The organism is Variovorax sp. Root411 (assembly GCF_001425205.1).
Lineage (GTDB): Bacteria > Pseudomonadota > Gammaproteobacteria > Burkholderiales > Burkholderiaceae_C > Variovorax.
The window spans coordinates 159,290-173,098 of the sequence record NZ_LMDW01000002.1 but is presented as its reverse complement, the minus strand read 5'-3'; the positions used below and the strand labels follow the sequence as shown (position 1 = coordinate 173,098).

At 67.1% G+C, this 13,809-nt stretch carries 11 protein-coding genes; 5 read left to right on the top strand and 6 right to left on the bottom strand.

Features of this window, described 5'->3' with window-relative positions; all coding sequences use genetic code 11:
- A partial coding sequence (locus tag ASC92_RS06905; protein ID WP_414820396.1) for a beta strand repeat-containing protein occupies positions 1 to 3,210 on the bottom strand: 3,210 nt, incomplete at its 3' end.
- 928 nt (positions 3,211 to 4,138) lie between these two features.
- Positions 4,139 to 4,927 carry a 4'-phosphopantetheinyl transferase family protein gene (locus ASC92_RS06900; protein WP_235505716.1) on the bottom strand — a complete coding sequence of 263 codons (789 nt, stop codon included), beginning with the start codon at positions 4,925 to 4,927 and terminating at the stop codon, positions 4,139 to 4,141.
- Between the two features lie 237 nt (positions 4,928 to 5,164).
- Here ASC92_RS06900 and ASC92_RS06895 point away from each other — a divergent pair, with 237 nt between their 5' ends.
- Both ASC92_RS06895 and ASC92_RS06890 read left to right on the top strand, forming a co-directional pair.
- On the top strand, positions 5,165 to 5,410 hold the full coding sequence (locus tag ASC92_RS06895) for a hypothetical protein (protein WP_056512321.1): 246 nt from the start codon (positions 5,165 to 5,167) through the stop codon (positions 5,408 to 5,410).
- A gap of 85 nt (positions 5,411 to 5,495) precedes the next feature.
- Complete coding sequence (locus ASC92_RS06890; protein WP_082519511.1) at positions 5,496 to 7,418, top strand: glycoside hydrolase family 15 protein; 1,923 nt, start codon at positions 5,496 to 5,498, stop codon at positions 7,416 to 7,418.
- On the opposite strand, the gene ASC92_RS06885 is transcribed toward ASC92_RS06890, so the two are convergent.
- The 3 genes from ASC92_RS06885 to ASC92_RS06875 are packed head-to-tail and all read right to left on the bottom strand — an operon-like array spanning position 7,384 to position 9,484.
- Positions 7,384 to 7,722 carry a hypothetical protein gene (locus ASC92_RS06885; protein WP_056512319.1) on the bottom strand — a complete coding sequence of 113 codons (339 nt, stop codon included), beginning with the start codon at positions 7,720 to 7,722 and terminating at the stop codon, positions 7,384 to 7,386. The genes ASC92_RS06890 and ASC92_RS06885 overlap by 35 nt on opposite strands.
- Positions 7,723 to 7,771: 49 nt before the next feature.
- Positions 7,772 to 8,674 carry an NAD(P)-dependent oxidoreductase gene (locus ASC92_RS06880; RefSeq protein WP_056512316.1) on the bottom strand — a complete coding sequence of 301 codons (903 nt, stop codon included), beginning with the start codon at positions 8,672 to 8,674 and terminating at the stop codon, positions 7,772 to 7,774.
- Positions 8,675 to 8,704: 30 nt separating this feature from the next.
- Complete coding sequence (locus ASC92_RS06875; protein WP_200935943.1) at positions 8,705 to 9,484, bottom strand: SDR family oxidoreductase; 780 nt, start codon at positions 9,482 to 9,484, stop codon at positions 8,705 to 8,707.
- A gap of 133 nt (positions 9,485 to 9,617) precedes the next feature.
- Between ASC92_RS06875 and ASC92_RS06870 the strand changes: the two genes are divergently transcribed.
- From ASC92_RS06870 to ASC92_RS06860, 3 genes are all read left to right on the top strand, one after another.
- Positions 9,618 to 10,571 (top strand): 2-hydroxyacid dehydrogenase, encoded by a 954-nt coding sequence (locus ASC92_RS06870; RefSeq protein WP_056512311.1) that lies wholly within the window; start codon positions 9,618 to 9,620, stop codon positions 10,569 to 10,571.
- 12 nt (positions 10,572 to 10,583) lie between these two features.
- Positions 10,584 to 11,657 (top strand): L-idonate 5-dehydrogenase, encoded by a 1,074-nt coding sequence (locus tag ASC92_RS06865; RefSeq protein WP_056512308.1) that lies wholly within the window; start codon positions 10,584 to 10,586, stop codon positions 11,655 to 11,657.
- 144 nt (positions 11,658 to 11,801) lie between these two features.
- A complete protein-coding gene (locus ASC92_RS06860; RefSeq protein ID WP_056512304.1) occupies positions 11,802 to 12,527 on the top strand; it encodes a hypothetical protein in 726 nt (241 codons plus the stop codon).
- A 24-nt stretch (positions 12,528 to 12,551) separates the two neighbouring features.
- Here ASC92_RS06860 and ASC92_RS06855 read toward each other — a convergent pair whose 3' ends face one another.
- Positions 12,552 to 13,805: a dienelactone hydrolase family protein gene (locus ASC92_RS06855; RefSeq protein WP_056512301.1), complete on the bottom strand. Its 1,254-nt coding sequence runs from the start codon at positions 13,803 to 13,805 to the stop codon at positions 12,552 to 12,554.
- Positions 13,806 to 13,809 lie beyond the last annotated feature (4 nt).

Genomic DNA, 13,809 nt, shown 5'->3' with positions numbered 1-13,809 from the left:
GGTGGTCACGCTGGTGAAGTTGGGCGTGGCGCTGGTGGCGATCTGCACCTCTGCGCCGTTCTGCGTGATGGCGATGTTGTTGCCCGCCGTGTAGGTGGCGGTGCCGCCTGGTGCGATGTTCTGCACGCTGGTGCCTGTGACCGTGCCGGTGCCCGTCTGGCCTGTGGTCACGTTCCAGCCCTTGCCGGCCGTGGTGGCTACGTCATCGATTGCAGCGTTGGTGGCGAACAGCTGGCTGCCGTTGATCGCGTCGGTGCTGGTACCGGAAATCCGGCCAGCCGCCACGTTGGTGATCGTGCGTTCAGCACCGCCTGCACCCACGCTGACTGTCGAAGTCGGCGTGGTGCCTTGGAAGTTGTAGGTCTTGCTGTTGATCACGGCACTGGCCGTGCCGACGGCCGCAGTCGTGGTCGAGCCCGAGCCCAGTGCCACATCGCCTGCATTGTTGGCGACCGAATTCGAGCCCAGCGCCACGCCGTTCGCTGCCTTGGCGCTGGCCGTGTCGCCCGCGGCGATACCGCCGGCGGCTGCCACCGACGAGGCATTACCCAAAGCAACCGAACCTTGTCCCGTGGCCGTGTTCGCGTTCCCCATTGCCACGGAACCCTGGCCGACCACGAGGTTCTGGAAGCCGATGCCCACTGCACCCTGCGCCGCCGCGCCGGCGGTACCGACCGCCTGGCCGCCACCGCCGACCATGTTGGTGTTGCCCATTGCCACCGAACCGTTGCCGGTGGCGGTGTTGTCCATACCTTGAGCCACCGTGCCGTTGCCAGTGGCTGTGTTCGGGTCACCGATTGCCACCGCGCCGTTGCCGTTCGCGATGTTGCCGGCGCCCATCGCCACTGCGCCAGTGCCGCCCAGCACCTGCGAGTTGCTACCGGCCGCGATCGAGCCCACGCCTGCTGCCGCGGCGACTGTGTTGCTGTCGCCGAGCGCGACAGTCGAAGCCGCCAATGCCTGCGAGCCGTTGCCGATCGCGGTGGCGTTCGTGGCGGCTGCGTTTGCCAACCTGCCCATGGCCACGGCCGCAGTGGCAAGAGCCCGCGACGCTGGACCCACCGCCACGGCATTCACCGCCTCGGCCCTCGCGCCAGGGCCGAGGGCCGTGGCGCCTACGTCGAGGGCGCTGGAGAAGACGCCGACGGCCAAGCTGTTGGTCGCGAGGGCGTTGGCATTGGCGCCGATGGCGGTCGACCCGCTTGCACCTTCAGCTTTCGCCAGGACCCCCAGCGCGACGGATTGGGTGGCCGAGGCATCCGCCGTATCGCCGATCGCCAGGGATTGCGCCGCGCTCGCATTGGCCTGATAGCCCACCGCGGCCGAATGGAGCCCGGAAGCACTGGCCGCGACGCCGGCCGCCAGGGAGTTGCCGCCGGTCGCGCCGTTGTTGGTGTAGTTCGCCTGCTGCGTGCCGCTGTCGTTCACGCTGTAGTAGTGGGTGGGCGTGCTGGCCGCGATGGCCTGCACCGCCTGGTTGGTGGCGTAGAGCTGCGAGCCGTTGATGGCATCGGTCGAGCTCGAAGAGATCCGCCCCGCCGCCACGTTGGTGATGGTCCGCTCGTTGCCTCCGCTGCCCACGCTGATCGTGCTGGTCGGCGTGGTGCCGGCGAAGTTGTAGGTGGTACCGCCGATCACAGTGCTGGCCGTGCCGACTGCCGCCGTGGTGACCGAGCCCGAGCCCAGCGCCACGTCGCCTGCATTGTTGGCAATGGCCGTATCGCCGAAGGCGACGGCGCCCGCCGCCAGCGCCTTGCTGGTGCTGCCGAGCGCGACGCTGCCTTGGCCGATCACGGTGTTCTGGAAGCCGATGCCCACCGCGCCGCGCGCCGCCGTGCCGGCGGTGCTGACCGCCTGGCCGCCACCGCCAACCATGTTGGTATTGCCCATGGCCACGGAGCCGTCGCCCGTGGCTGTGTTGTCCAGACCGTTCGCGATCGCGCCGTTGCCGGTGGCGGTGTTCGGGTCGCCGATCGCCACGGCGCCATTGCCGTTGGCGACGTTGCCGGCGCCTATGGCCACTGCTCTGCCGCCGGTGGCCGTCGAGCCGGTGCCGATCGAGACTGCATCGCCGGAATTGGCGATCGCGCCGGTGCCCATGGCGATCGCATTGAGCGCCGAGGCCTTGGCGCTGCTGCCGATCGCGATCGCCTGCGCCGCGGTGGCACTGGCGAGCGCGCCCATTGCGGTGGCATTCTGGTCGGACGCCAGTGTGCCGAACCCCAACGCGGTTGCGCGTGAGACAGTCGCCGTGGCGTTGTTGCCCATCGCCACGGTGCCGTCGGCCGCGGCGTTGGCTCCCGAGCCCGCCGCGACCGAGCCGACGCCGCTCGACAGGGCCTGATTGCCCATGGCCAGCGAGAAGTCGGCCGAGGCGTTGGCGAGGTTGCCGAGCGCCGCCGAACTGATGCCTGCCGCCTTGGCCGAGGCGCCGATGGCCACCGTGTTTGCAGCAGTCGCCTTGCTTGCGCGTCCTATCGCGGTGGCGTCGGTTTGAGAGGCGGTCACATCCGTGCCGATGGCGATGGCACTTTGCGCAAGGGCGCCCGTTCCTGCGCCGGTGCGCGCACCAAGGTAGACCGAGTTGATCTGGGTCGCGACCGCCTGGAAGCCGACGGCGACGGCATTCTGGGCTGTCGCGGTTGCGGTATTGCCCTGCGCGAGGGCATTCAGTGCAGACGCGCTGGCTCGGGCGCCGACGGCGACCGCGTTGCCCCCGCTCGCATTCGCGTTCAGGCCGATCGACGTCGTTGCGCTGTTCGCGACGCCAATGCCTGCGTTGGTGCCGATGGCGATATTGTCGTTGCCGCTTACCAGGCTGCCTGCCGCAGCGTCCAGGTTTGCATCGTAGGCGACCGTGCCATCGCCTGTGCCGAAGGCGACGTTGCGCGTTCCCGTGACGCCCGAACCCGCACCCCGCATCACGCTCGCAATGCCTCCCCCCAGCGCGGTGTTCAGCGCGCCGCTGACCAGCGTTCCTGCGGCAACGCCCACTGCGACCGAACCCGTGTTGGCGACCGTCGAGCCCGCGCCGGCACCCTGGCCGACCGCAACTGTGCTGGCCCCGCTAGCGACCGCTTGTGCTCCGAGCGCAAGCGAACTGTTCCCCAGCGCCCGAGCGCCGTTCCCTACGGCAGTGGCCGCCTCATCGGTCGCCCTTGCCGTGGAGCCGATGGCGGTTGCCGTCTGGGCGGTTGCGGCGGCTTGCACGCCAACGGCAACGGCAGCGTTACCGCTTGCAGTCACGTCCGTGCCGATTGCGATTGAACTCTCGCTCAGTGCGCCTGTCCCCGGAGCGGTACGTGCGCCCAGGTAAAGGGCATTAATCGCAGAGGCAATGGCGCCGTAGCCGAGAGTCACGGCATTCAGTCCTGTACTGCTGGCGTTAAAACCTATCGCAGTGGCTCCGCCTGCGGTCGCTTGAGACTGCAGGCCCACGCACGTCGCGCTGCCGCTGTAATAGTTGTACGGCGCCGTGGTGCAAATCGCCGACTGCGCCTGCGCCATCGAGGCTCCTCCAAGTCCGCCCACGGTCAGCAGCGCACTCATGACCCCCGCGCGCAAGTGCCCTGAGGAAAGCAATGTGAGCGCGCGAGGCGCAGCAGCCACGCGACTACCACCCCGCTTGCCGCAGGCCCGGGTGTCTTCCGACGCAGCCACCCAGGCGCCAAGGGATTAATTCCAGAGTGAGCGATAAGTTCTATTCATGACCCCATCCATCCAATTAAAAAGTCAGTGATCGGTCCTAGGACCTTGTCCCTGCGCACTATTTGTTAGTTGTTGCAAACAAATGTTAATTGGGGGGTGGGCAATTGCAATCTGCCTTGTCGCTTTTAGGAGGCAGTTTGTTGAATTGATTTAAATTTTCAACCGCGAAGTAATTGATAATAGTAATATTAAGTTACTAATGAATTCAATGTTTACCATGGAAATACACTTTGTCAATCGTAGCTTTTGGTGGTAGTTAATATCTGCCTGACGCAGGCGAAAAAGGATTTGATACCTCTTTTTAGTGCATCGTTTTACTTGTGAAGAATTATGGAATCCATGTTCCATGGCAGCCGTGCCGCTTGACAAGGCCCGCGATCAGCCTCGGGTGAGATTTGGAAGGCCGCAAGGCGCGTTCCGCGCCGCGGAATCAGCCGCCTGGCGACCAGCGCGTCACCGCGACCTGGAGTTGCTCGACCGATGCAAGCAGCGGGGTCGCCTTCCAGCAAAGGATCTGCACGGTTTCCGAATGCATGCGCTCCAGGCAGAGGGCCACGGCATGCGCGTTGTCCGGCTGGAGTTGCCAGAACTGCCAGCGCGCCGCGGAATCGTCTAGGCCGTCCTCGAAGCCGATTGCCACGTCATGCGCGCCTTCAAAACTGAAGGAGAACCGGTCCAGCGGAAGCGACAACCCCATGCCGCGCGCCTTGATGTAGCTTTCCTTGAGCGTCCAGAGATCCCAGAACCGGGAGGGTTGAAGCTCGGCCGGCAGCTGCTGCAGCGCCTGCGCCTCGCTGGCGGAAAAGAAGTGCTGCGCAATCTCCAGCGGGGCGGCCCTGGCCGTGTGTTCGACGTCCACGCCCACCTCGCGCTCCACCGTCAGCGCCGCCACGATGAGTGAGGCGGTGTGCGAAATGTTGAAGCGAAGAGGCTGCGCCTGCGGCAGCGCATTGGCAATCCGCGGGCGCCCATAGGCGTTGGTTTCGAACCGCCAGTCGCGCGGCGCGATGGGCGCGTAGCGGGAGAGCAGCGAGCGGATCAGCCCCCGCGTCATGAGGTACCGGCGCCTGTCGCGGGCGAAGTGGAAGCGTCCGTGCTTTTCGCGCTCTTCGGGTGTCAACAGGGCCATGCCTTCTTCGTGGGCGGGGTCGTCCTGTTCGGGAACGTACAGGTGCCACAGGTGGACCTGGTGCGAGTCGATCTGCAGTTGCAGTTGCATTTGCAATTCTTGCTTCATTTTTCAACTCGTCCGGCGGCTCTTCAGTTGGGCTTAAGTTTGCCCGCCCATACTGGTGGCGACGGTCTGCTGGCGTTGGTAGAGGTCGCTCAGGCACCCGCCCATTGGTGGCGGTTCCTCGAGGCCGGCGATCGTCATCACATTTTCTGGAAAAGGCCCTTGGCACCGTTGGCTGGAACATTGAGCCCCGGCTCCCGGAGAACTATTCTTCGATCTGCCATGACCCAGGAACTCTCCGACTTCGATCTTCCCGAAGGCTGGACTTGCCAAGTGGACCTCAAAAAGGCCCCGGAAGGCACCTACGCCGGCAAGGCCGAACTCCGCCAGGGGCGGGTGCAGCGCTGCGTGTTCGTGCTGGCGCAGCAGCCTTCGCGCGAAGCTGCGCTCGAACGGGTCAGGTTCCGTGCACGGTTTTTCGTGGACGACTGGATGAACCGGGCTGGGGGGCGTGATCCTCAGGCCTGACACGCCCGCGAAAAGGCGTTGTCCGTCAGCAATCCGCGCCCGTCGCTGGCGCGCCTCGCCCGCGCGTAAGAAAACACTCGGGCTCTTGCCAAAGAACCCCAAGCACCCCTCCGGACGGCTCCATGCCGACCGCCCCATCGGCGACTACGCGCTCATCGGCTCGACCCACAGCGCAGCGCTGGTGCACCGCGGCGGCGACATCGAATGGCTGTGCCTGCCGCGCTTCGATTCCGCCGCCATGTTCGCCAGCCTGCTCGGCGACGAGCGCAACGGCCACTGGACGACGCGTGCCAAGGACCGTAATGCGCGCATCACCCGGCGCTACCTGCCCGGCACCGTGGTGCTCGAAACCACCATCCGCACGGCCAAGGGCGTGGCCATCGTCACCGACTTCATGCCGCGCCCCGCCATCGACGGCACGCACGAGGTGGTGCGCATCGTGCGGGGCGTACGCGGCACCGTGGCCATGCACACCGAGTTCCGCATCCGCTTCAACTACGGCGAGTGGTGCCCCTGGATGGAGCGGCGCGACGGCGCGGTGTTTGCCACGGCCGGGCCCGACTCGGTGCGCATCAGCTCCGGCGTGCCGCTGACCAACGAGAACTTCGCGAGCTTTGCCGACTTCTCCGTGTCGGCGGGGCAGTCGATCGCGTTCAGCCTCGACTGGTTTCCGTCGCACCTGAAGCCGCCTGTGACGCGCGACGCCAGCGCGCTGCTGGCGCGCACCGTGATCGAGTGGAGCGCATGGACCGGGCGCTGCGGCTACGGCGGCGAATTCCACGAGCCGGTGATGCGCTCGCTGCTCACGCTCAAGGCGCTCACCTACGAGCCCACCGGCGGCATCGTCGCCGCGCCGAGCACTTCGCTGCCCGAACTGCCGGGCGGCGTGCGCAACTGGGACTACCGCTTCTGCTGGCTGCGCGACGCGGCGCTCACGCTGTATGCGCTGATCGGCTCGGGCTACGTCGAGGAGGCCAGCGCCTGGCGCTGGTGGCTGATGCGCGCGGTGGGCGGCTCGCCCGAAGAGCTGCAGGTGATGTACGGCCTGCACGGCGAACGCTCGCTCACCGAGCTCGAGCTCGACTGGCTGCCGGGCTACGAAGGCAGCCGGCCGGTGCGCATCGGCAACGGCGCGCACGGGCAGCGGCAGCTCGACGTGTATGGCTCGGTCATCGCGGCCTTTCATGCGGCGCGCAAGGCCGGCCTGGCGGACATGGACAAGGTGTGGCCGCTGGAGCGAGCCATCGCCAAACAGCTGATGGCGCTGTGGAAGGAGCCCGACTGCGGCGTCTGGGAAGTGCGCGGCGAACCGCGCCATTTCGTGCACTCCAAGATCATGTGCTGGCTGGCCTTCGACCGGATGATCGCGAGCGCGACGGAATACGGGCTCGAAGGCCCCGTCGAGCGCTGGCGCGAGGTGCGCGACGAGATCCATGCCGAAGTCTGCGCCCGCGGCTACGACGCCGGGTGCAACTCCTTCGTGCAGTACTACGGCGCCGACGCGGTGGATGCGGCGCTGCTGTGGATGCCGCTGATCGGCTTCCTGCCGATCCATGACACGCGCGTGCAGGGCACCATCGCGCGCATCGAGAAGGAGCTGATCTTCAACGGGCTGGTGTACCGCTACCGCACCGAGAAAGGCGTGGACGGCCTCGAAGGCGGGGAGGGCGCTTTCCTCGCGTGCAGCTTCTGGCTGTCGAACGTGTACGTGGCCATGGGCAGGATGCGCAAGGCGCGGGCGCTGTTCAAGCGCCTGCTGGCACTGGGCAACGACCTCGGCCTGTTCGCCGAGGAGTACGACCCGGTGGCGCAACGGCAGCTGGGCAATTTTCCGCAGGCGTTCTCGCACATCGGGCTGATCAACAGCGCGCATGCGCTGGTGTCGGCGGCCGGCGGCGTGTGGGAGCTGGCGGACCTCGACGGCAAGGCGCAGCCGAAGAAGGCAAACAAGACGGCAAAGAAGAAGACGCCGCTCAGGCGGCCGCGAGCGCGAACTCCTCGGCGCTGAACACCGTGTGGAAGACCGTGCCGTCGAACATCTCGAACAGCTTCTTCGACACTTCGCGGCTCTCGTAGCGAACGGGCGAGTCGAGTGCGATGGCAATGTCTTCGCGGCTCGCATAGCGGATCGACAGCACCATCGCCAGTTCGGGATCGCTCACGTCGCTTTCGAGCTGGCGCAGCACGCGCACTTCGAGCGCGCCGGGGAAGCGGGTCCACAGCGGCACGAGTTTTTCATGCACGTGGCGATCGAATGCTTCTTCCATGCCGGCCTTGACCCGACCCCTGAAAAACGCGCAGCGGATGAACATGGGTTTCTTCTTTCCTGGTTGAAGTCTGTGGGAAGGGGGATGAGGTGCTTCAGCCGCGGCCGTAACCCTCGAACTGCCGCATCATGGCCGCCGTGTCTTCGGCGCCGAGCCCGGCCGCGACGAAGCTGCGGTGCAGCTCCGAGACGGCGCCCGCCAGCGGCATCGGAAGGCGCTGGCCCTGCGAGAAGGCCTGCACCGCCTCGAGATCCTTGAGCATGTTGTCGATGCGTCCGGTGGGTGTGTAGTCGCGCGCGGCCATCTTGGGGCCGAACTCGCGCAGGATCTGGCTGTCGGCGCGGCCGCCGGCCAGTGCGGCGGGCAGCTTCGATGCATCGACGCCGCCGGCCTCGGCCAGCCGCACCGCCTCGGCCACGGCCTGGAAGCCGATGGCGCAGAGCAGCTGGTTGACGAGCTTGGTGGTCTGGCCCGCGCCGTTGTCGCCCATGCGGGTGTAGTTGGCGCACAGGCTGTCCATCACGGCGCGTGCGCGCTGCACGTCTTCGGCACTGCCGCCGGCCATCACCGTGAGCTGCCCGAGCAGGGCCTTGGGCGCCCCGCCGGAGAGCGGTGCATCGACGAAGCCCATGCCCGTGCGCTCGCGCAGCGACTGCGCGAGCCGGCGCGTGGAAGGCGGGTCGATGGACGACATGTCGATCAGCAGCCGCTTCGCATTGGCGGGCGCGGCGGCGATGCCGGCCTCGCCGAAGATTGCGCGCTCCACCACCGCCGCCGAGTTGAGGCTGGTGATGACGAAGTCGCTGGCTGCCGCTGCCGCCTGCGCGGTGCCGGCGGCTTGCGCGCCGTGCACCTGCAGCGCCGCTACCTTCGCCGTATCGAGATCGAACACGCTCACCCGGTGGCCGCATTCGAGCAGCCGGCGCGCGATGGCCGTTCCCATGATGCCCACGCCGATCACGGCGACGCGCTGGCCGGTGGCAGTTGCGGTTGTCATGCGTAGACTTTCAGCATGGAGTGCACGGTGCTACAGGCTCGCGGTGATGCCGCCATCCACATACAGGATGTGGCCGTTGACGAAGCTCGACGCGTCGGAAGCCAGGAAGATGGCCGCACCGCCGAGCTCTTCCACGTCGCCCCATCGGCCGGCGGGCGTGCGGCCCGAGAGCCACGCCGTGAAGGCCTCGTCGGCGACCAGCGCCTGCGTGAGTTCGGTCTTGAAGTAGCCCGGCCCGAGGCCATTGACCTGGATGCCGTGCTTGCCGAGGTCGATTGCCATGCCCTTGGTGAGCATCTTCACCGCGCCCTTGGTGGCGGCGTAGGGCGCAATGCCCGGGCGGCCCAGCTCGCTCTGCACGGAGCACACGTTGATGATCTTGCCGCGCTTGCGCTCGATCATGCGCTGCGCAACGAAGCGGCCGACCAGGAACACGCTGTCGATGTTGGTGGTGACTATCTTGTGCCAGGCGTCGACCGGAAATTCAGCGAACGCGCCGCGGTGCTGCATGCCGGCGTTGTTGACGAGGATGTCGATGGCGCCGATGTCGGCTTCGATGGCGGCCACGCCGGCTTCCACCGCCGCTGCATCGGTCACGTCGAAGGCCACGGCCTCGGCCGCAATGCCTTTGGCGCGCAGGGCATCGCGGGCGGCCGTGAGCGCCGTGGCGTCGCGCGCATTGAGCACCACGCGCGCACCGGCGTTGCCGAGCGCCGCGGCCAGCGCAAAGCCGATGCCCTTGCTGGAACCGGTGATGAGGGCGGTGCGCCCGGAAAGGTCGAAAAGTTTCAAGGGAGGCTCTTGGTTCATGGCAGCCAGATAAGTTACCGGTATCTTTTGAGATCGTCAACCGGTAAAACCTGCGCTGGCATTATTTTCTTCGAGCGATTAAAGTTACCGGTATCTGATTAAATCGAAACAGCCTTCCGCAGGAGAGACCCGCTTGACCGCTACCACCACATCCCCGCACGTGCTGATGCCGGGCACCTACCCGGAATGGGACATGACGCCGATGCAGTCGGCCTACACGCTGCACCGCCTCTGGGAGGCGGCAGACCGGCACGCCTTCATCGCCGAGCACGCGCCGAACATCCGCGCGGTCGCGACGCGCGGCGAGCTGGGCGCGAACGCCGAGCTGATCGCCGCGCTGCCGAAGCTGGAGCTGATCGCCTGCTACGGCGTGGGCACCGACGGCATCGACCTCGCCGCCTGCCGCGCACGCGGCATCCGCGTGACCAACACGCCCGATGTGCTCAACGGCGACGTGGCCGACCTCGCCGTGGGGCTCACGCTGGCGTTGCAGCGCCGCATCCCGGCGGGCGATGCTTTCGTGCGAAGCGGTGCGTGGGCCAACGGCGGCATGCAGCTGACCACGCGCGTCTTCGGCCAGCGCATCGGCATCGCCGGCTTCGGCCGCATCGGCAGCACCATCGCGCGCCGGCTCTCCGGCTTCGACGTGGAGCTGGGCTACTTCAGCCGCACGCCGAAGCAAGACAGCCCGCACCGCCATTTCGCCAGCCTGAGTGCCATGGCCGACTGGTGCGACGTGCTCATCGTCATCCTGCCCGGCGGCGAGGCCACGCGCGGCATCGTCGATGCCGAGGTGCTGCAGGCGCTGGGCCCCAAGGGCTGGCTGGTGAACGTATCGCGCGGCACCACCGTCGACGAAGGTGCGCTGCTGCAGGCGCTGGAGGCGCGCGGCATTGCCGGCGCCGCGCTCGACGTGTTCCTCAACGAACCGCGCATCGACCCGCGCTTTGCCGCGCTCGACAACGTGGTGCTGCACCCGCACCATGGCAGCGGCACCGAACAGACGCGCCGCGCCATGGGTGAGCTGGTGCGCAGCAACCTCGAGGCCCACTTCGCGGGCCAGCCCCTCGTTTCCCCCGTGCCCTGAAGGAAGACTGTCATGCGTTTGCGTTGTATGTGCCTCGTGATTCACGCCCCCGACGACCTGCGCCTGGACGAACAGGATGCCGGCGAAATCGGCCCCGGCCAGGTGCTGGTGAAGGTCGGCATGGGCGGCATCTGCGGCTCCGACCTGCATTACTTTCACAACGGCGGCTTCGGCACCGTGCGCATCAAGGAGCCGATGGTGCTGGGCCATGAAGTGGCCGGCACCGTGGTGGCGGTGGCGCCCGGCGTCGAGAGCGTGCGCATCGGCGACAAGGTGGCCGTCAACCCGAGCCGGCCTTGCGGCGCCTGCAAGTTCTGCCTCGAGGGCCTGCCCAACCAGTGCCTGGACATGCGCTTCTATGGAAGCGCGATGCGCACGCCGCACGTGCAGGGCGCGTTCCGCAACATGCTGCTGTGCGAGGCCACGCAGTGCGTGAAGGTGGCCGAGCACGTGCCGCTGCGCCTGGCCGCGCTGGCCGAGCCGTTCTCGGTGGGGTTGCACGGCGTGTCGCGCGCCGGGCCGCTGCTGGGCAAGCGCGTGCTGGTGTCGGGCTGCGGGCCCATCGGCGTGCTGGCCATCGCGGCGGCGCGGGCGCACGGCGCGGCCGAGATCACCGCCACCGACGTGGTCGACGAGCCGCTCGCCATCGCGCGCGCCATGGGCGCCGACAACACCATCAACGTCGCGCAGGACAAGACCTGGGTGTCGCGCCACTCGGCCGAGAAGGGCACCTTCGACGTGATGCTCGAATGCTCGGGCAACGAGCGCGCGCTGCGCGACGGGCTCGAGGTGATGCGCCCGCGCGGCGTGGTCGTGCAGTTGGGCCTGGGCGGCGACGTGAGCATTCCGCAGAACATGGTGGTGGCCAAGGAGCTCAGCATCTGCGGCTCGTTCCGCTTCCACGCGGAATTCGCGCTCGCGGTGCGGCTCATCAACGAAGGGCGGGTCGACCTGTCGCCGGTGGTGACGCACACCTTCCCGATGCTGCAGGCACGCCAGGCCTTCGAGCTGGCGAGCGATCGCAAGCAGGCGATGAAGGTGCTGATCGATTTTGCGGATGCGGGCGCGGAGACTGCCGCGGCCTGACGGGGTCTTCCGCTGAAATCCTGGAGGAAGTTGTTTCGGGCATCAGCTATTCCTACGTGAACTGGCGCAAGAGGCCGGCGGCGGGGTGCGAACCGCAGGCTCAGGTTGCTGCATATCGACGTTCAACAAGACGGAGGTATCCAGATGTCCAGGCTCAACGACGAATGGAAGGTCGAGAAGCACGGCCCGCTCGAAATGCTCGGCGAAGGCTTGCACACCGTAGCGGGCGAAATCGCCATGCCGCTCGGCCATTTTCCGCGCCGGATGACCGTGCTCACACTGCAAGGCCGGCGGCTCGCCGTGTGGAGCGCCATTCCGCTGAGCGAGCCGCAGATGGCGCAGCTCGAAGCGCTGGGTTCGGTCGATTTTCTGATCGTGCCCGGCGCATCGCACCGCCTCGATCTCAAGGCCTGGAAGCGGCGCTATCCGGCCGCAAAGGTCGTCTGCCCGCCCGGCGCGCGCGAAGCCGTGGCCGAGGCTGCGCCGGTGGATGCGACCACGGACGTGCTCGACGACCCGACCGTGGCGTTCCTGACCGTGCCTGGCGTCGGTGACAAGGAGGCCGCCCTGGTCGTCCGGCGCGCGGACGGCACCTCGCTGGTCGTCAACGACATCATCGCCAACGTGCACCATCCCGACGGCCTGGGCGCCAAGGTGATGGCACGCTTGATGGGCTTTGGCGTCAAGGAACCGCAGATGCCTTGGGTGGGCGAAAAGATGTTCGTCAAGGACCACGCCGCGCTGGCGGCTGCACTGCGTGCCTGGGCGGCCGAACCGGCGCTGGTGCGTATCGTGGTGAGCCATGGCGACGTGATCACCGAACGACCGCGCGAGGTGCTGGAGAAAATCGCGGCCGATATTGCAGAGTGAGGCGTGAAGTGCCGCGGCGCCCCTTCAAGCCCCGGTCGCCCTCTGACGCGGCATCAACGTATTCGACGGCAGCGTCTCGTCGAGCAGCTTGCGCCCCGTTTCGATCCCCGCCACCGGCAGCAGCTTCGCGTCGAGGAGGCCGACCTGCACCAGCACGCTGGCCTGGTCCCAGTAGATGTGCTCGTGATAGAGCTTGTTGCCGCGGAACTTGATGACGGCGAGCAGCGGTATCTCCACGCGCTTGCCGGTCGGTTTGACCCCCGGCAGCATCCACGGGATCTCGGTGGTGTGCGTGAAGCAGAACAGCAGCTCGTCGACCACCTGCGTGGCACCCACGGTGCGCGAGATTGACGTGAGCGCGGTATCGGGCGGATTGCTGTTGACGAAGTGGTTCGAATAGAACGCGTGCAGCGCCTTGTACCCAACGCCGCCGGTCATCGTGGGGATGTGGTTGACGTACGGCTCGGCCACCATGGTGCTCATGGTGTCGTCGACGTTGCGCGTGGCGAACTCGTATTCGCAGTGCTTGTCCCATAGCGCCGAGAGGTCGTAATGCGGGCCGATGGCGTCCTTCAGCGTGGCGATGCTGCGCTCGTGCGCCATCAGCGCCGAGGGCTTGTGGAAGTGCTCGCCGCCCGCACGCGCGAAGGCGTGGTCCATGCCCGGATACACGTACAGGGAAACGCCGGGGCGGCCCTGGAGCGTGGCGACGATGCGGTCGCGTGCCTCGGGCGGGCAGAACTTGTCGAGCTCGGCGATGTGCAGCGTGAGCGGCCGCTTGATCCGGTCGGCCTCGCCGAGCGCGGCGTCGATGCCCACGCCGTAGTAGCCGACCGCCACGTCCGCATCGGTGCGGCATGCGGCCAGGTACGCCAGCTTGCCGCCGAGGCAGAAGCCGAGCACGCCCACTTTCTTGCCGGGCACCTCGGCGCGCGCACGCAGCGCATCGATGGCGATCTGCATGTCTTCCATGCCTTTGGCCTCGTCGAAGCCGCTGTAGAGTGCGAAGGCGCGCTGCCAGTCGGCTTCGCTGTAGCCGAGCTCCACGTTCGGCTCCTGCCGCCAGAACAGGTCGGGCACCAGCGCCACGTAGCCTTCCTCGGCGTAGTAGTCGGCCACCTCGCGCATGGTGTGGTTGATGCCGAAGATTTCCTGGGCGATCACCAGGCCCGGGCCGGTGCCCGCCGCGGGCAGCGCGAGGTAGCCGCGGAAGCTGCCACTGCCGTCGGCGGCTTTCATCTCGATGTATTGGCCTGAAGCCTGGGCTTTCTCTTGCATGTGG